Source organism: Pseudomonas sp. PDM10 (assembly GCF_014852295.1).
Classification (GTDB): domain Bacteria; phylum Pseudomonadota; class Gammaproteobacteria; order Pseudomonadales; family Pseudomonadaceae; genus Aquipseudomonas.
Window position 1 is genome coordinate 1,218,150 of sequence record NZ_JACVBJ010000001.1, and the last position, 17,460, is coordinate 1,235,609.

A 17,460-nucleotide genomic window follows, 5' to 3' on the forward strand; every position below is an offset into this window, starting at 1 on the left:
TTGCGTCGCATGTGTGGCATCGTCGGTATCGTCGGTAAGTCGAACGTCAATCAGGCGCTGTATGACGCGCTAACCGTCCTCCAGCACCGCGGCCAGGACGCTGCCGGTATCGTGACCAGCCATGATGGCCGGTTATTCCTGCGCAAGGACAATGGCCTGGTACGTGACGTGTTCCATCAGCGTCACATGCAGCGCCTGGTCGGTCACATGGGTATTGGCCATGTGCGTTACCCGACCGCGGGCAGTTCGACTTCGGCCGAAGCCCAACCGTTTTACGTCAACTCGCCTTACGGCATCACCCTGGCGCACAACGGTAACCTGACCAACGTTGAACAGCTGGCCAAGGAGATTTACGAATCTGACCTGCGCCACGTCAACACCAACTCCGATTCGGAAGTGCTGCTCAACGTGTTCGCTCACGAACTGGCCCAGCGCGGCAAGTTGCAGCCGACCGAAGAAGACGTGTTCGCGGCTGTTACTGACGTGCACAACCGTTGCGTCGGTGGTTACGCGGTTGTGGCGATGGTGACCGGTTACGGCATCGTCGGTTTCCGCGACCCGCACGGCATCCGCCCGATCGTCTTCGGTCAGCGTCATACCGACGAAGGCGTCGAGTACATGATCGCCTCCGAAAGCGTTTCCCTGGACGTGCTCGGTTTTACCCTGATTCGCGACCTGGCGCCGGGCGAAGCGGTCTACATCACTGAAGACGGCAAGCTGCACACCCGTCAGTGTGCGACCAACCCGTCCCTGACCCCGTGCATCTTCGAACACGTCTATCTGGCGCGTCCGGATTCGATCATCGACGGCGTGTCGGTCTATAAGGCACGCCTGCGCATGGGCGAGAAACTCGCCGAGAAGATTCTGCGCGAGCGTCCGAACCACGACATCGACGTTGTCATCCCGATTCCGGATACCAGCCGCACCGCGGCCCTGGAGTTGGCGAACCACTTGGGCGTCAAGTTCCGCGAAGGCTTCGTGAAGAACCGCTACATCGGCCGGACCTTCATCATGCCGGGCCAGGCTGCACGGAAAAAATCCGTACGCCAGAAGCTCAACGCCATCGAGCTGGAATTCCGCGGCAAGAACGTGATGCTGGTGGACGACTCCATCGTTCGCGGCACCACCTGCAAGCAGATCATCCAGATGGCCCGGGAAGCCGGCGCCAAGAACGTCTACTTCTGCTCCGCAGCACCGGCCGTTCGTTACCCGAACGTCTACGGCATCGACATGCCGAGCGCTCACGAGTTGATCGCCCATAACCGTTCGACCCAGGACGTGGCTGATCTGATCGGCGCTGACTGGTTGATCTATCAGGACTTGCCTGACTTGATCGAAGCGGTTGGTGGCGGCAAGATCAAGATCGAGAAGTTCGATTGCGCGGTGTTCGACGGTCAGTACGTCACCGGCGACGTCGACGAGGCTTACCTGAACAAGATCGAGCAGGCACGTAACGATGCTTCCAAGGTCAAGACGCAGGCTGTCAGTGCGATCATTGATCTGTATAACAACTGAGTAACTACCGGCCCTGAGGGGCCGGTTTTGTATCTACTAAAAAGAGCAAGGCAAGGAGTGACAGCATGAGTCAGGATTGGGATGCCGGTCGGCTGGACAGCGACCTCGAAGGCGTAGCGTTCGACACCCTGGCCGTACGCGCCGGTCAGCACCGCACGCCGGAAGGCGAACACGGTGATCCGATGTTCTTCACTTCCAGCTACGTATTCCGTACCGCCGCCGACGCGGCCGCGCGCTTTGCCGGTGAAGTGCCGGGCAACGTTTACTCGCGCTACACCAACCCGACCGTGCGTGCGTTCGAAGAGCGCATTGCCGCGCTGGAAAGCGCCGAACAAGCCGTGGCCACGGCGACCGGCATGGCCGCGATCATGGCGGTGGTGATGAGCCTGTGCAGTGCCGGCGATCACGTGCTGGTATCGCGCAGCGTGTTCGGTTCGACCATCAGTCTGTTCGAGAAGTACTTCAAGCGCTTTGGCATTGAAGTCGATTACGTGCCTCTGGCGGACTTGTCCGGCTGGGATGCGGCGATCAAGGCCAACACTAAACTGCTGTTCGTCGAATCGCCCTCCAATCCGCTGGCAGAGCTGGTAGACATCGCCGAACTGTCGAAAATCGCTCACGCCAAAGGCGCGATGCTGGTGGTCGACAACTGCTTCTGCACCCCTGCGTTGCAGCAGCCGCTGAAGATGGGCGCGGACATCGTCGTGCACTCGGCGACCAAGTTCATCGACGGCCAGGGCCGTTGCATGGGTGGTGTTGTGGCCGGTCGCAGCGAGCAGATGAAAGAAGTCGTCGGTTTCCTGCGCACTGCCGGGCCGACCCTGAGCCCGTTCAACGCCTGGATCTTCCTCAAGGGCCTGGAAACCCTGAGCCTGCGCATGAAGGCTCACTGCGCCAATGCCCAGCAACTGGCCGAATGGCTGGAGCAGCAGGAAGGTATCGAGAAAGTCCATTACGCCGGTCTCAAAAGCCATCCGCAGCATGAGCTGGCCCTGCGTCAGCAGAAAGGCTTTGGTGCGGTCGTGAGTTTCGAGGTCAAGGGCGGCAAAGAGGGCGCCTGGCGTTTCATCGATGCGACCCGTCTGATTTCCATCACCGCCAACCTCGGTGACAGCAAAACCACCATTACGCACCCAAGCACCACCTCTCACGGCCGTCTGGCGCCGCAAGAGCGTGAAGCGGCGGGCATTCGTGACAGCCTGATCCGCATCGCGGTCGGCCTGGAAGACGTGGCAGACCTGCAAGCCGATCTGGCGCGCGGGTTGGCTGCCTTGTGATCGAGTTGTCCACGCCAGGCACTGGCACCAACGGCCGAGTTGCACTGGTCACGGGTGCTGCGCGGGGCATTGGTCTGGGGATCTCGGCCTGGCTGATCAGCGAAGGCTGGCAGGTGGTGCTGACTGATCTCGATCGAGTGCGCGGTTCGAAAGTGGCGAAGGTGCTTGGCGACAACGCCTGGTTCATCGCCATGGACGTCTCGAACGAAGGGCAGGTGGCATTGGGCGTCGCCGAAGTGCTGGGGCAGTTCGGGCGTCTGGATGCGCTGGTGTGCAACGCAGCGGTTGCCGATCCGCACAACATCACCCTTGAAAGCCTCGATCTGGCGTACTGGAATCGGGTGCTGGCGGTGAATCTCAGTGGGCCGATGCTGTTGGCCAAGCACTGTGCGCCGTATCTGCGCGCTCACAGCGGCGCGATCGTCAACCTGGCCTCGACCCGCGCCGGGCAGTCGGAACCCGACACCGAGGCTTATGCGGCCAGCAAGGGCGGTCTGTTGGCCCTGACTCATGCCTTGGCGATCAGCCTCGGGCCGGAAATCCGCGTCAATGCGGTCAGCCCGGGCTGGATCGATGCACGGGATCCCTCCGCACGTCGTGCCGAGCCTCTGACCGATGCCGATCATGCCCAGCATCCGGCGGGCAGGGTAGGGACGGTCGAGGATGTGGCGGCGATGGTCGCCTGGCTGTTGTCGAAGAACGCCGGTTTTGTCACAGGCCAGGAGTTCGTGGTCGATGGCGGCATGACCAAGAAGATGATTTACAGCGAGTAATTCGAGCAGGGGCCGCGACAGCGGCGGCTTGAGGTTGCAGGCGGCCATTGGCAGCGCTGCGGGAAATGACATGATTTTGTCTTTTTCAGAAAAACTTCAAGCGGGGTATTGACTTAGCTTCGGTACCTGCGTAAATTTCGCGGCCTCGGAGATGCAAACGGGTGATTAGCTCAGCTGGGAGAGCGTCTGCCTTACAAGCAGAATGTCGGCGGTTCGATCCCGTCATCACCCACCACTTCCGAGAGTCTTGCGAAAGCAAGATGGAAGCTTTTAAAAGCCTCCACCGACGCGCAGCGGTAGTTCAGTCGGTTAGAATACCGGCCTGTCACGCCGGGGGTCGCGGGTTCGAGTCCCGTCCGCTGCGCCATATTTTCCGAATCAGAGTTTGTTCTGGTTCGAGATTGAAAGCCTCGAAGCTTTCAGTCAGACGAGTTACTTGGACGCAAGTCCAAAGCGATACGCAGCGGTAGTTCAGTCGGTTAGAATACCGGCCTGTCACGCCGGGGGTCGCGGGTTCGAGTCCCGTCCGCTGCGCCATATCTGCCTCAAGGCCCACTGAGCGCCTTGGAGCTACGAAGAAAGCTGCTGGTAAAGCCAGTGTCTACTTCGAGTCGATAGCAAAGACCCTGGTCGAAAGACCGGGGTTTTTTGTGCCTGTGATTTGGCTTTTCTCCTGGCCCCCGCAACCATGGGTATTCGTATCTGCCAGCCACATGCGGCCTTGTATCGAATTCTTACTCTTCTCGACAATTTCCCTCAATAGCGCTCAGCCCTGACTTGCCGGTGGCTGCGTGGCAGAAACACCTGTCTCTCATTCACGTATTCAAGTTTTTCCTGGGGACAAAACGCATAAAGCGCTTGGTTTGACGTATCAACACTAATTAGAATGAGTCGCATTTAAAATATTTCTTCGCGCAGGGTTCCTTTAGATGAGTGATGCAGCGATGCCGGCGGCGCAAACCTTCCACGACCTGTACCGCGACCATCGTGGCTGGCTCGAAAGCTGGTTGAGAAGACGCATGAGCAATGGCCATGATGCGGCGGACTTGAGCCAGGATACGTTCGTGCGTTTACTCGCCAGCTCCCAGCACATCGCTGACCTGCAAGAACCCCGCGCCTATCTGGCGACGGTCGGTAAGCGATTGCTCACCAATTTTTATAAGCGCCGCAGCCTGGAACAGGCCTACCTCAGTGCGCTGGCGCTGCTGCCTGATGACTGCATGCCGTCTCCCGAGCAACGCTGGCTACTGCTGGAAACCCTGCAAGCCCTGGATGAATTGCTCGATGGATTGCCGACTGCGGTGCGAAGAGCGTTTCTCTGGAGCCAGTTGGAGGGGTTGGGTTATCACGAGATTGCTGAACGCCTGCACGTCTCTGAGCGCACGATCAAGCGCTACATGGCGCAAGCCTATGAACATTGCCTGCTGGTGCAAATGTGATCGGTTCGACCCCTTCGGCTGAAGCCCGGCAAGTCGTGCGGGCTGCCGCTCAATGGCTGGCACTCATGGAGTCAGGCGCCGCCAACGAGCGCGATCGTGCCAATCTGCAGCACTGGCGTGACAGCCATCCCAGTCATGAACAGGCCTGGCAGAAAGCCCAGCTCTTGCGCCAACGCTTTGCCGACCTGCCATCGGCACTGGCCATGGCCAGCCTGGATCGGCCGCAGACGAGTCGGCGCATGGTGCTCAAGCGCGCCGTCGGCGCGGTGGCGCTGGTGCCAACCGCTTGGCTGATCAGTCGGCAGCTACCTCTGGACGTCTGGCGCGCTGACCTGCGAACCGCGACCGGGGAGGATAAAAAGGTCCAGTTGGCGGATGGCAGCTTGCTGCAATTGAATACCGCGAGTGCCGTCGATATCGACCTGAAGAATCGGCGACTGACACTCGTGGAAGGCGAAATAGCGCTGAATGTGCCCGGCACATCGCCACTGACGGTCCAGACGCACTTCGGGCAAGTGGTCGTCAGTCAGAGCGAAGTGTGCGTTCGTCAGGGGCAGGCGGGGTGCAAGGTGTCAGTGCTTAAAGGCTCGGTGCAGTTGCAGCCTTTGCGCGGACCGGTCTTTTCATTGCGCGCAGGCCAGCAAGTCGGCCTTCAGGCGATGGGAGCCGGACGCGCCGAACCTTTCGATGTGCTAGCCCCAGGCTGGCGCGACGGCGTGTTGATGGCACAGAACCAGCCCCTGGGCGATTTTCTGCGCGAGCTCAGCACCTATCGTCCGGGACTGTTGCGCTGGGAACCGGAACTGGAATCCCTGCGCGTCACCGGCAGTTTCCGTCTGGAAGACACCGATCGCATCCTGACGTTGCTGGCGGCCAGCTTGCCGCTGGAGGTGCATAGGCGAACCCGCTACTGGGTCACGTTGCTGCCGCGCAAAAATAGTGTTTGAGGTGTGTCCCCTTTTTTCGCGTCGCTTGTCATTCAGGGCAAGTGAAACGAAATCAGAGAGATTCTCAATGCCCGTAGTGATGCCCTGCAGTCCGCGTCTGGGTTCTTCCAGGCTGCGCCCGTTGTTGCACTTGAGTCTGATGCTGAGTCTGAGTGCCTGTCCGTTGTTCATCACTGCCGGTTGGGCCGAAGACGCGCCTCGACGCAGTTACCAGGTGCCGGCAGGAAGCCTCAGTGCAGCGCTGACCCGTTTCGCTGGGTTGGCCGGGGTCAATCTGTCAGTGGACCCGGCACTGGTGGGCAGTCGCACCAGCCCTGGACTTTCCGGCGAATACGCGGTCGAGGAGGGCTTTGCCCGACTGTTGCAGGGTTCCGGTCTGCAACTGCAGCCGGTAGGCGAAGAGGCGTACATCCTGACCCCGGCGCCAGAAGGCGGCAGCCTGCAACTGGGCGCCACCTCGATTGTCGGTGCCACTGACTCGGAACACGGCGATCCGTATGTCGGCGGTCAGGTCGCGCGCCGCGGTTCACAGGGCCTGCTGGGCTCGAAAGACTTTATGGAGACGCCGTTCAGCATGACCACCTACACCAGTGAGGTGGTCAAAAACCAGCAGGCGCGCACCTTGGGCGACGTGATCGCCAACGATCCTTCGGTTCGCGTTACCAACCCGGCGGGTGGGCGCTATGAGCAGTTCACCATTCGAGGGTTGAGCCTGTTCAACAGTGATGTTTCCTACAACGGCCTCTACGGCGTCCTGCCGACCTATACGATCGACATGGAGATGGCCGACCGCGTCGACGTCCTCAAAGGCCCGAGCCAGCTCATCAACGGCATCTCGCCGCGGGGCAGCGTGGGTGGAGGGATCAACGTGGTGCCCAAGCGCGCGACCGACAAGCCCATCACTTCATTCACCGGCAGTTACGCGTCCGACAGCCAGGTCGGCGGTGCCGTGGATGTCGGCCGGCGCTTCGGTGAAGACAACAAGTTCGGTCTTCGTTTCAACGGCGTGAAGCAGTCTGGCGACACCGAATGGGATCACCAGAATGTCGACCGCGAGATGGCCGTGCTGGGCCTGGATTTTCGCGGTGAACGCCTAAGGCTCTCGACGGACATCGGGCGCACCGAACGTGATACCGACGCCCCGCAGGAACGCGTACAGGTTGGCCCTAACGCGCAGGTTCCGCATGCCAGCGATGTGCGCCGCAATTATGCGCAGCCCTGGAGCAAGGCGAGTACCAACGACACGTTCGGCATGGTGAACGCTGAATTCGATGTCAACGATTCCGTCATGCTGTATGGCGGCGTGGGCGCGCGTAAAAGTAATCATGACTTCCTCCGACATGCCGTTTCGGTCACCAACGACGCCGGCAATTTCAGCGTTCAACCGCGTGACTTCACCCGTGACGAAAATGTCCGGACGGCCACGGCGGGTGTGCGCAACTGGTTCCATACCGGCCCGGTCAGCCATGAAGTCAACCTGGCCGCCAGCTATTACTACATGGACTTTGAAAACGGCGGCGCCCGTTATGCCGCGGCCAACAGCAACATCTATAACCCCGTGGTAACACCAACGCCGGTCAGGCCCACGCGACAGGATTCGGAGGTCTATACCGAAAACCGTTCCACCGGTGTGGCGTTGTCCGACACCCTGGGTTTCTTCGATGACCGGCTGCTGCTGACCCTCGGCGCCCGCTGGCAGCGCGTGAAGGTTGACGACTGGACCGATAACGTCAGAGGCGACACCGGCTACGACGAGGAAAAGGTTTCGCCGTCAGGCGGCATCCTGTTCAAGGCGACCGACAAGCTGTCGCTGTATGCCAACTATATGGAAGGCCTGAGCCAGGGCAAGATCGCACCGTCTACCTCAGTGAACGAGGACGAGATCTTCCCGCCGTTCATCAGCCGCCAGGTCGAGGTCGGTGCCAAGTATGACGCCGGTCCGTTCGCCGTCACCGCCGCCGTGTTCCGGATCAAGCAGCCGGCTTACGAGACCAATGCCATCACGCGCGTCTTCGGCCCGAACGGCAAGCGTGAGAACACCGGTGTGGAATTGAGTGTGTTCGGTGAACCGCTCGATGGTTTCCGTCTGCTCGGCGGTGTCATGTACATCGACAGCGAGTTGAAGGACACCACCAATGGCACCTTCGACGGCAACCGGGCACCGGCCACGCCGAAATACAACGTGAACCTGGGCGCCGAGTGGGACGTGCCGACTGTACAGGGCCTGACCCTGACCAGCCGTGGCATCTATTCGAGCTCGCAGTATCTGGACCAGTCCAACGTTAAGGAAATCGACTCCTGGGAGCGTTTCGACGTGGGCGCACGCTACGCGTTCAAGGTCGAGGAAAAGAACATCACCCTGCGTGCCAATGTCGAGAACGTGGCGGACAAGCGCTACTGGAGTTCGGCCGGAGCCTCGGATGACAGTGAGCCTGGCTTGACACTGTCGACCCCGCGCACCTACCTCCTTTCGGCGACTGTCGACTTCTGATTTACCCCTGTCATGCGCCCCAGGGACCGGGGCGTATTCGTTGGACCTTGACCTGATTCGTATAGAGGAAGGACATATGCAAACCCTCAGTTAATGAACAATCAAGACACTTGCGTATAAGTCGCTATCTGTCGGTAGCCTATATATAAGTTGTCAGCTGCATTACAAGAACATGGCCAGATCATGGCACTTCCGGAGTTCATACCAGGTTTATTAACTTGGTTTTTTGCGTGCCTGATTATTTTTAAAGTAGTTCAAATCGCTATATGTAAATTTCCAAATTGGTAGTAAGAATTAGTTGCAACAACCTCCAAATGAGAATAAGTTGCATATCGAATTTAACGAGGGTGAAGCGATGTTGAATGATGGCGTATTGCACTCTAATCCTTTGCAAAAGACCAATGCCGACTATTTGGCTCGACAAAGCAAGTTCGAATCTAATGTACGCAGTTATCCACGCAAGTTACCACTGGCGATCGCCAAGGCGCACGGGCTCTGGGTGACGGATGTCGAGGGCAATACTTACCTCGACTGTCTGGCCGGCGCCGGCACTTTGGCCCTGGGGCACAATCATCCGGCCGTCATGGCCAGCCTCGACAGCTTCCTCGCCTCAGGCCTGCCGATGCACACCCTGGACCTGACCACCGCGGTCAAGGACGCTTTCAGCGAAACCTTGCTCAGCCTGTTGCCGAACCAGGGCTGTGATTATTGCCTGCAATTTTGCGGGCCGTCCGGGGCGGATGCAGTGGAGGCCGCGCTGAAACTGGCCAAGACCTACACCGGGCGCAACAACATCATCAGTTTCTCCGGGGCCTACCATGGCATGACCCACGGCGCCCTGGCCCTGACCGGCAACACTGCGCCGAAAAATGCCATCGCCAGCCTGATGCCCGGGGTGCAGTTCATGCCGTACCCCCACGAATACCGTTGCCCGCTGGGCATTGGCGGTGAAACCGGGGTCGAGGCCTTGACCCACTACTTCACCCAGTTCATCGAAGACGTCGAAAGCGGCGTGTCACTGCCGGCGGCGGTGATCCTTGAAGCGGTGCAGGGTGAGGGCGGGGTCAACTGTGCCCCGGTGAGCTGGCTGCGGGCGATCCGTGAAGTGACGCGCAAGCACGGCATCCTGCTGATCCTCGACGAAGTGCAGACCGGTTTCGGCCGCACCGGCAAGATGTTCGCCTTCGAGCACGCCGACATCGAGCCGGACCTGATCGTCATGTCCAAAGCGGTCGGTGGCGGTTTGCCCATGGCGGTGCTGGGCATCCGTCGTGAATTCGACGCCTGGGAACCAGGCAATCACGCCGGGACTTTCCGCGGCAACCAGATGGCCATGGCCGCCGGGCTGGCCACGTTGCAGGTGTTGCAACAGCAAAACCTCGCCGCCCAGGCCGATCGCCAGGGCCAGTGGCTCAAGGACCGATTGGTCGAGTTGCAGGCGCATTATCCGGCCCTCGGCCAGGTGCGCGGTCGCGGCCTGATGCTGGGCATCGAGATCGTCGATGAGCGCCAGCCGGCTGATCGCCACGGGCGTTTCCCGACGGACCCGGCGCTGGCCGTGGCCATCCAGCAACAGTGCTTCAAACAAGGCCTGTTGCTGGAACGCGGCGGACGTAAGGGCAATGTCATTCGCTTGTTGCCACCCTTGATTATCGACGATGAACAATGCCAGCAAGTCATCCAGCGTTTTGATAATGCGATGGCGGCAGCGTTATTGCAGTTGCGCCCTTGAATGAGTTAATCGAAGTTTCGCTGGCAGTTCGCTGAATTGCAGTTTGATGACAGGGCTACAAGTAACTTTGATGGTCGTCTGATTGTTTAAAAAAGTTCAGTGAAGTGATGTCGTTACGTGGGGTTTCGTCGGCTGTTAAACAGGTCGATCAGCAACTAATTTTTTTCGCCATATAACGTGTCCAGTGGCCTCGTGGGCTATTGTGGAGCACCCATGAATCATCCAGATCGCAGTGTTTTATCGAATATGGTCAGTGAGTTGGCGACGACGCGCGCGTTGCTTAATTGTTTGATCAAAGAGTTCGCCTTGCCGGAAAACTGCCTCAGTTACAGTTGGCCGACGCAGATGCAAGGTATCGCCCCGGGCAGTTACCTCGAGGGCCTGGAATGGAAGGGTATTCCCCTGACCATCAGCCTGCCCAACCAGCAGCAATTCTTTGTGATGGTGGACCGCCGTGATGGTCTGGGCAGTCACCGTTACCTGTCGGACGTTTATGCCCGGCGTGGCGAGGGCGACTGGTCGTGCCTGAGGTTCACCGAGTTCGTCGAGCAGTTGCTCGCGGCGTGCGAACACATGACCCGCGCCAGCAACGACGAGTTGCTGGATCAGGTGTTGCAAAGCCAGTTGCTGACCGCGTCCATCGTCGGCCACAACATGGACGGGCAGCACCCGGCACCGCTCAGCGGTTACCTCGCCAGTGAGCAGGGCTTGTGGTTTGGTCATCCGAACCACCCGGCACCCAAGGCGCGCCTGTGGCCAGCTCATCTGGCCCAGGAAACCTATGCCCCGGAATTCCAGGCCCGCACGCCGTTGCACCTGTTCGAGGTGCCGCTGGAAGGATTGAACGTCGGGGCCAACGGCCTGAGCAAAGCCCAAGTGCTGGCCGGTTTTGCCGATCAGGCGCAGGCGCGGCCAGGACACGCGGTTATCTGCATGCACCCGGTTCAGGCCCAGCTGTTCATGCAGGACGGTCGGGTTCAGCGTTTGTTGAAATCCGCGGCCATCGTCGATCTTGGCGCCACAGGGCTGATGGCCAACCCCACGGCGTCCATCCGTACCTGGTACATCGAGGGCCATGAGTTTTTCATCAAGGGCTCGCTGAACGTGCGCATCACCAACTGCGTCAGGAAAAACGCCTGGTACGAACTGGAAAGCGCACTGATGATCGACCGAGTCTTTCGTAACCTCCAATTGACCCAGCCCGAAACCCTTGGCGGGCTCTCGGTGGTCGCCGAGCCGGGCAACCTGAGCTGGGCGCCGCAACAGGCCAGCGAAGCCGATAACCACTGGTTCCGCGAACAGACCGGGGCGATCCTGCGGGAGAACTTCTGCCTCGACACCGGCACCGACTGCAGCATCATGGCCGGTACATTGTTCGCTCGCGGCCTGCATTTACCACCGTTGGTGCATGAGTTCCTGAGCCGGTTCAACGGCCATGACATCGACGATCAACAGCTGTTGAGCTGGTTCGACGACTATCAGGCGCTGTTGCTACGGCCAGTGCTGGCGTTGTTCTTCAACCACGGCATCGTCATGGAACCGCATTTGCAGAACAGCGTGCTGGTGCATGACAACGGTCGTCCACAACGCTTGCTGCTGCGGGATTTCGAAGGGGTCAAACTGACCGACGAACTGGGGGCCTCGCGGATCGATGCAGACGTTCATCCACGGGTGCGCGAGTCGCTGCTCTATTCCCGCCAGCAAGGCTGGAACCGCATCGTCTATTGCCTGTTCGTCAACAACTTGTCCGAGGCTGTGTTGGCCCTGAGTTGGGAGCGTCCGCACCTGGCGCCGCTGATGTGGCAACGGGTGGAGCAGCAATTGATCAGCATCCGCGTCGAATTGGCCCGCGCTGCGCCAGAGTTGGACGCACTGATTGCCGGTCAGCCGATTGCCTGCAAAACCAACCTGAAAGTGCGCCTGGCGGCCAAGGCCGATCGCCAGGCCAGCTACGTCAGTCTGGTGTCCCCGTGGGGCAAGGAGGCCAAGCATGGATAAGCTGCCCGAAGCGGTATTGGCCGCCATCGACGAAGCCCGCACGCAGCACGAAGATCCACTGGCGCTGTTCGTCTATGATCTGGACGCGTTGAAGCAGCACGTGACGCAGGTGATGGCGGCGCTGCCTGAAGGCGTAGAGCTTTACTACGCGATCAAGGCCAACAGCGAGCCGCAAATCCTCGCCGCTGTGGCGCCGTTGGTGCACGGCTTCGAGATTTCCTCCGGCGGTGAGATCGATCGTCTTCAGGCCTGCCCGACGCGCAAACCATTCATCTTCTCCGGCCCTGGCAAACTGGACTCCGATCTGCGTTCGGCGCTGCAACACCAGGTCGAAGCGATTCACATCGAAAGCCTGAATGAAATCGTCCGCCTGCAACGGCTGGCACTGGAAGCGGGGCGCGTGCAAGACGTATTGCTACGGATCAACCCTGAACTGCCGTCGCCGCTCTCCAGCAAACTGGCGATGGCCGGCACGGCCACACCGTTCGGGATCGATGAAGCGGAACTGGCTCAGGCGGTCAGCTGGGTCGATAACGCCAGTCACCTGCGGCTCAAGGGCTTTCATGTGCATGCGATGTCCCATCAGTCGCTGGTGGAACGCCATGAACAATTGCTCGATCTGTACCTGCAGCGCTGGCCGCAATGGAAAGCGCTGTCGGTCGATCCCGCGGCGATCACTCACCTCAATGTGGGCGGTGGCATCGGGGTCAATTACCTCGGGCCGCAGCAATTCGATTGGCAGCGCTTGTGCGCGCACTTGGGCCAGTCCCTTGCAGCGTGTACCGATGCGCCCATCGTGCGCTTTGAGCCTGGTCGTTTCATCAGCGCCTTCTGCGGTTATTACGCCATTGAAGTGCTGGACAGGAAAACCAGTCACGGCAAGCACTTCCTGGTCTGTCGTGGCGGCACGCATCAGTTCCGTTTGCCGGTTGCCCAGGGCCATGATCACCCGGTCATTCATCTGCCCCGGCATCGCGTCACTTCAACGGCGCCACAACAGGAGTGGACCGTCGTTGGGCAACTCTGCACGCCCAAGGATGTGCTGAGTCGCGATTGCCCGCTCACGGACGTGGAGATCGGCGACATGCTGGTGCTGCCCCTGGCGGGTGCTTATGGCTACAACATTTCCCACGCCGATTTCCTCTGTCATCCGCGACCGCCGCAGGTGTTTGTACAACAGGCCGGAGTCGCACCGTGGGATTGACGTTCGCCGTGCCGCGCTGGTTGGTGGTGGTCAATGTGCTGTTGGGCACGCTGACGGTCAGCCTGAACAACAGCTCATTGAATCCGGCGTTGCCGGCGTTCATGGAGGCCTTTGAGATTGGCCCGCTGTTGGCCACCTGGATTGTGGCGGCGTTCATGGTGAGCATGGGCATGACCATGCCGCTCACCAGTTTTCTCAGCCAGCGGATGGGGCGCAAATCCCTCTATTTGTGGGGCGTGGCGTTGTTTGTCTGCGGTTCGCTGCTGGGGGCGCTGGCCAATTCCATCGCGCTGGTGATTGCCGCACGCGTGGTGCAAGGCATCGCCAGTGGGCTGATGATTCCGCTGTCCCTGGCGATCATTTTTTCGGTGTACGCCAAGGGCGAGCGGGGCAGGGTCACCGGCCTGTGGGGCGCGGCGGTCATGCTGGCGCCGGCATTGGGGCCCTTGTGCGGGAGCCTGATGCTGGAGTGGTTCAGTTGGCGCTCGCTGTTCCTGATGAATGTGCCGATTGGCCTGTTGGCGCTGATCCTTGGCGTCGGCGTGCTGCCGGCTTCTGAAGCATCGGAGCGCAAACCTTTCGACCTGGCGGGTTACCTGTTGATTGCGACGGGCATCGGCCTGCTGATGATCGCCGTTGGCCGCCTGCGCCATGCCGAAGCCCTCACTGATCCGCTCAACCTTGGCATGCTGTTGGCGGCGATTCTGTGTCTGGTCGCGTTTGTTCGACTGGAACTGAACCGGACTTCGCCGCTGCTTAACCTGCGCATCTTTGCCCTGCGCGGTTATCGCTTGAGCGTGATCATCGCGGTGGTGCAGTCGGTCGGCATGTTCGAATGCCTGGTCCTGCTGCCACTGTTGGTGCAAGTGGTGATGGGCTACAGCGCTATCTGGACCGGCCTGTCGCTGCTGTGCACGGCGATGTTCGCCAGCCTGTTCGGGCATCTCGGCGGCAAGTGGCTGGACCGACACGGCCCGCGCGGCGTGGTGCTCTGGGGGCTGCTGCTGACCGGGGGCGCCACGCTGGGATTGGGCATGCTGGGGGCTGGCGCTTCAATCGGTGTGGTGTTTTTCCTGATGATGGTCCGCGGCGCCGGGCTGGGCCTTTCCTATATCCCCATCACCACCGCCGGGCTCGATGCGCTGCCTGAACCGATGGTCACGCAAGGCGCGGCGATGAACAACATTTCCCGTCGTCTCGTCTCGTCGCTGGCCATCGTGGTTGCCTCCCTGTGGCTGGAATTCCGCCTGACTGCCGAGACCGGGAGTGGGGTGGTTTCGATGGCCAGCTCGGGGGCGATCAGCGAGGTCTTCATGGCCACCGGCATCCTCATCCTCCTGGCATTGCCCTGTGCCTGGCGTTTTCCCGTTCACGCATCCGACGAGCCGGCCGAGGCACTGCCCTCGGCCCTCGAACACCGTTAATTCTTTCATGGACAAGGTTATGACTATGGCGACTTCTTCACAGGCAACACATCAGGCTGCGGATTCAGCGCCAGGCGTCTGGCTGGCGACGGCCGATCCGCGCCACTATCAGCAAGTGGAACAGCGCGTGGTGGGCCAACTGCTGCAAACGCTGCTGTATGAAAACGTCCTGCCGTATCGCCATTCGCCCCTCGATGGCGGCCAGTACCGTTTTGTCGTCAGCGGCTTCGATGCGCAGCAACAATCGGTGGAGTACCACTGCAGCGGATTGCTCAGCGAAAGCTTCGAGCTGATCCGCCTCGACTATGCCAGTCTCGAACGCGTTGACGCGTTGGGCGCACGCCGTCGGCCGCACCTTCATCAAGCATTGGCGGAGCTGCTGAGCGAACTTCAGGACAGCCCGCATCTACCTCGCTTCACCCATGAACTGGAGCAGACCCTGCTCAAGGATCTGCAATCGCGCAGTCAGGGTTATCAAGCGGCCAAGCCAACCCATCAAATGGATGTCGATGCGCTGGAACAGCACTTCATGGACGCCCACAGCTATCACCCTTGCTACAAATCGCGCATCGGTTTTTCGCTCAAGGACAACGCCAATTACGGGCCGGAATTTGCCGCGCCCATCGCGATTGTCTGGCTGGCAGTGGCGAAAACCTGCGGGGCGATGAACATCTCGCAGCGCCTGGATTACAACGTGTTTATCCAGCAGGAATTCGGACTTCAACGCTGGCAGCAACTGGCTGAGAGCCTCACCGACCAAGGCAAGTCGATGGGCGATTACTGGTTGATGCCGGTGCACCCGTGGCAGTGGGAAAACATCATTGTTCCCGTGTTCTACCCAGAACTGGTCAGCGGTGAAGTGATCCATCTGGGCACCACGGATGATCGCTATCAGGCGCAACAGTCGATCCGCACGTTGGCCAACGTCACTGAGAAAAAGCGGCCTTACGTCAAGCTCGCGTTGAGCATGACCAACACCTCCAGCACCCGAATTCTGGCCCGGCATACGGTGATGAACGGCCCGATCATCACCGACTGGTTGCAGCAGTTGATCGGCAGCGACAGCACCGCCCGCGACCTTGGCTTTGTGGTCCTCGGAGAGGTCGTCGGGGTCAGCTTTGACTACGATCACCTGCCCGCCACGCGGATGTCCCAGGCCTACGGCACGATGGGCACCCTGTGGCGCGGGAGCATTCACCAGTACCTGCAAGACGACGAACAAGCGGTGCCGTTCAATGGCTTGAGCTCCGTGGACAATCGCTACGGCAGCGGTGAACAGACCCCGTTTATCGATGCCTGGATCAAGCAATACGGCCTGCACGCCTGGACCCGTCAACTGTTGCAGGTGGCGGTGTCGCCGATCATTCACATGCTCTACGCCGAAGGCATCGGCATGGAGTCCCATGGGCAGAACATCGTCTTGATCGTGAAGCAGGGCTGGCCGCAACGTATCGCCCTGAAAGACTTCCATGACGGCGTGCGCTATTCGCCGCAACACCTGGGGCGCCCCGAGCTCTGCCCGACCCTGGTGCCGCTGCCCGCCAGCCACGCCAAGCTCAATCGCAACTCGTTCATCCTCACCGACGATCTGGATGCGGTCCGGGATTTTTCCTGTGACTCGTTCTTTTTCATCGCCCTGGCCGAGATGGCGATCTTCCTGCATCAGCACTATCAGCTCGAAGAGGCCCTGTTCTGGAAAATGACCGCCGAGGTGATCACTGCTTACCAGGCTGAACATCCGCAACACCGTCCACGTTATGCAGCGTTTGATGTGTTCGCGCCGTTCTATGAAGTGGAAGAGCTGACCAAGCGCCGCCTGTTGGGCGACGGCGAACGTCGTTTCAAATCTGTGCCGAATCCGCTGCACGCGTTCCGGCCGCAATCATGCTGAGGACCAATCTGCTCAAGCAGAAGCTCAGGACAGGTGAGCCGGCCTACGGCCTGATCAGCTCGATTCCGTCGCCAGCGGCCATCGAACTGATTGCCGAGGCGGGTTTTGATTTTGTGATCATCGATATGGAACACGTGCTGATCAATCCCGAGACCGTGGAGAACATGATCCGCACGGCCGAGAGTTACGCGCTGACCCCGTTGGTACGGGTGGCGGACCTCAACCCGAAAACCCTGCTGCGCCTGCTCGATGGCGGCGCCCAGGGCATTGTCTTGCCGATGATCGAAGGCCCCGAGCCTTTGGCCGAAAGCATTCGTGCCTGCAAATACCACCCGCAGGGTACCCGCAGCCTGAATGCCGGGCGCCCCGGTGCCTTTGGCAAACACAGCCTGGCGGAGTACGTCGCGCTGGCCAACGAGCAAACCATGGTCGTGGCGATGATCGAAAGTGCCGAAGGTGTGCGGCGGGCGGCAGAGATTGCCGCCGTGCCCGGCCTCGACTTGATCCTCGAAGGGGCCGCCGACTTGTCGCAATCGATGGGCATGCCCTGGCAGATCGACCGACCCGAGGTGCAGCAAGCGCTGCTCGCCAGTTGGCAGGCAGCCAGCGCCGCGGGCGTGCCGTATTGCGCGATTCCACGTCAGCCTGGCGACCACGAACGGTGGTTGAGCCGGGGCGTAAAAAGTTTTGTTTTGGGTGACGAGCGTGGCATCGCTTTTCGTGCCCTCCAGGCCAAATTGGCCGCCACTTCAGCAGAAGGAAAATAGTC

The 17,460-nt window shown here is 60.2% G+C and carries 12 protein-coding genes and 3 tRNA genes; all 15 read left to right on the forward strand.

Annotated elements, in window-relative coordinates:
- Positions 1–9: 9 nt before the first annotated feature.
- The 15 genes from purF to IB252_RS05790 all read left to right on the forward strand — a co-directional run bounded on the left by purF (position 10) and on the right by IB252_RS05790 (position 17,458).
- Positions 10–1,515 (forward strand): amidophosphoribosyltransferase, encoded by a 1,506-nt coding sequence (gene purF, locus IB252_RS05720; protein ID WP_008145601.1) that lies wholly within the window; start codon positions 10–12, stop codon positions 1,513–1,515.
- Between the two features lie 65 nt (positions 1,516–1,580).
- The gene (locus tag IB252_RS05725; protein ID WP_046047729.1) at positions 1,581–2,792 is read left to right on the forward strand and encodes an O-succinylhomoserine sulfhydrylase; all 1,212 of its coding nucleotides are present in this window, start codon (positions 1,581–1,583) and stop codon (positions 2,790–2,792) included.
- Positions 2,789–3,565, forward strand: a complete 777-nt coding sequence (locus IB252_RS05730) for an SDR family oxidoreductase (protein WP_008145603.1) — start codon at positions 2,789–2,791, stop codon at positions 3,563–3,565. The genes IB252_RS05725 and IB252_RS05730 overlap by 4 nt, the downstream gene beginning before the upstream one ends.
- A 159-nt stretch (positions 3,566–3,724) precedes the next feature.
- Positions 3,725–3,800 (forward strand) — tRNA-Val (locus tag IB252_RS05735).
- Between the two features lie 55 nt (positions 3,801–3,855).
- Positions 3,856–3,932: transfer RNA gene (locus IB252_RS05740), tRNA-Asp, on the forward strand.
- 93 nt (positions 3,933–4,025) lie between these two features.
- A tRNA-Asp gene (locus IB252_RS05745) sits at positions 4,026–4,102 on the forward strand.
- A 392-nt stretch (positions 4,103–4,494) separates the two neighbouring features.
- Positions 4,495–5,004, forward strand: a complete 510-nt coding sequence (locus IB252_RS05750; RefSeq protein ID WP_192407343.1) for a sigma-70 family RNA polymerase sigma factor — start codon at positions 4,495–4,497, stop codon at positions 5,002–5,004.
- A complete protein-coding gene (locus IB252_RS05755; protein ID WP_192407345.1) occupies positions 5,001–5,951 on the forward strand; it encodes a FecR domain-containing protein in 951 nt (316 codons plus the stop codon). The genes IB252_RS05750 and IB252_RS05755 overlap by 4 nt, the downstream gene beginning before the upstream one ends.
- A 67-nt stretch (positions 5,952–6,018) precedes the next feature.
- A complete protein-coding gene (locus tag IB252_RS05760; protein WP_192407347.1) occupies positions 6,019–8,442 on the forward strand; it encodes a TonB-dependent receptor in 2,424 nt (807 codons plus the stop codon).
- Between the two features lie 355 nt (positions 8,443–8,797).
- The gene (locus IB252_RS05765; RefSeq protein WP_192407599.1) at positions 8,798–10,174 is read left to right on the forward strand and encodes a diaminobutyrate--2-oxoglutarate transaminase; all 1,377 of its coding nucleotides are present in this window, start codon (positions 8,798–8,800) and stop codon (positions 10,172–10,174) included.
- 213 nt (positions 10,175–10,387) lie between these two features.
- The gene (locus IB252_RS05770) at positions 10,388–12,172 is read left to right on the forward strand and encodes an IucA/IucC family protein (protein WP_192407349.1); all 1,785 of its coding nucleotides are present in this window, start codon (positions 10,388–10,390) and stop codon (positions 12,170–12,172) included.
- Positions 12,165–13,376: a type III PLP-dependent enzyme gene (locus tag IB252_RS05775; RefSeq protein ID WP_192407350.1), complete on the forward strand. Its 1,212-nt coding sequence runs from the start codon at positions 12,165–12,167 to the stop codon at positions 13,374–13,376. The genes IB252_RS05770 and IB252_RS05775 overlap by 8 nt, the downstream gene beginning before the upstream one ends.
- Positions 13,373–14,800, forward strand: coding sequence for a DHA2 family efflux MFS transporter permease subunit (locus IB252_RS05780; RefSeq protein ID WP_192407600.1), 1,428 nt, complete (start codon positions 13,373–13,375; stop codon positions 14,798–14,800). Before IB252_RS05775 ends, IB252_RS05780 begins: the two co-directional genes overlap by 4 nt.
- Before the next feature lie 25 nt (positions 14,801–14,825).
- On the forward strand, positions 14,826–16,691 hold the full coding sequence (locus IB252_RS05785; protein WP_412548159.1) for an IucA/IucC family protein: 1,866 nt from the start codon (positions 14,826–14,828) through the stop codon (positions 16,689–16,691).
- Entirely contained in the window at positions 16,685–17,458 is a 774-nt protein-coding gene (locus tag IB252_RS05790) for an HpcH/HpaI aldolase family protein (RefSeq protein ID WP_192407352.1), read from the forward strand. The genes IB252_RS05785 and IB252_RS05790 overlap by 7 nt, the downstream gene beginning before the upstream one ends.
- The last annotated feature ends 2 nt before the right edge of the window (positions 17,459–17,460 follow it).

Bases quoted from the DNA above. Each gene is read 5' to 3' on its own strand.
- purF (WP_008145601.1), top strand. From the start codon at position 10: ATGTGTGGCATCGTCGGTATCGTCGGTAAGTCGAACGTCAATCAGGCG.
- IB252_RS05725 (WP_046047729.1), top strand. From the start codon at position 1,581: ATGAGTCAGGATTGGGATGCCGGTCGGCTGGACAGCGACCTCGAAGGC.
- IB252_RS05750 (WP_192407343.1), top strand. From the start codon at position 4,495: ATGAGTGATGCAGCGATGCCGGCGGCGCAAACCTTCCACGACCTGTAC.
- IB252_RS05760 (WP_192407347.1), top strand. From the start codon at position 6,019: ATGCCCGTAGTGATGCCCTGCAGTCCGCGTCTGGGTTCTTCCAGGCTG.
- IB252_RS05765 (WP_192407599.1), top strand. From the start codon at position 8,798: ATGTTGAATGATGGCGTATTGCACTCTAATCCTTTGCAAAAGACCAAT.
- IB252_RS05770 (WP_192407349.1), top strand. From the start codon at position 10,388: ATGAATCATCCAGATCGCAGTGTTTTATCGAATATGGTCAGTGAGTTG.
- IB252_RS05775 (WP_192407350.1), top strand. From the start codon at position 12,165: ATGGATAAGCTGCCCGAAGCGGTATTGGCCGCCATCGACGAAGCCCGC.
- IB252_RS05785 (WP_412548159.1), top strand. From the start codon at position 14,826: ATGGCGACTTCTTCACAGGCAACACATCAGGCTGCGGATTCAGCGCCA.
- IB252_RS05790 (WP_192407352.1), top strand. From the start codon at position 16,685: ATGCTGAGGACCAATCTGCTCAAGCAGAAGCTCAGGACAGGTGAGCCG.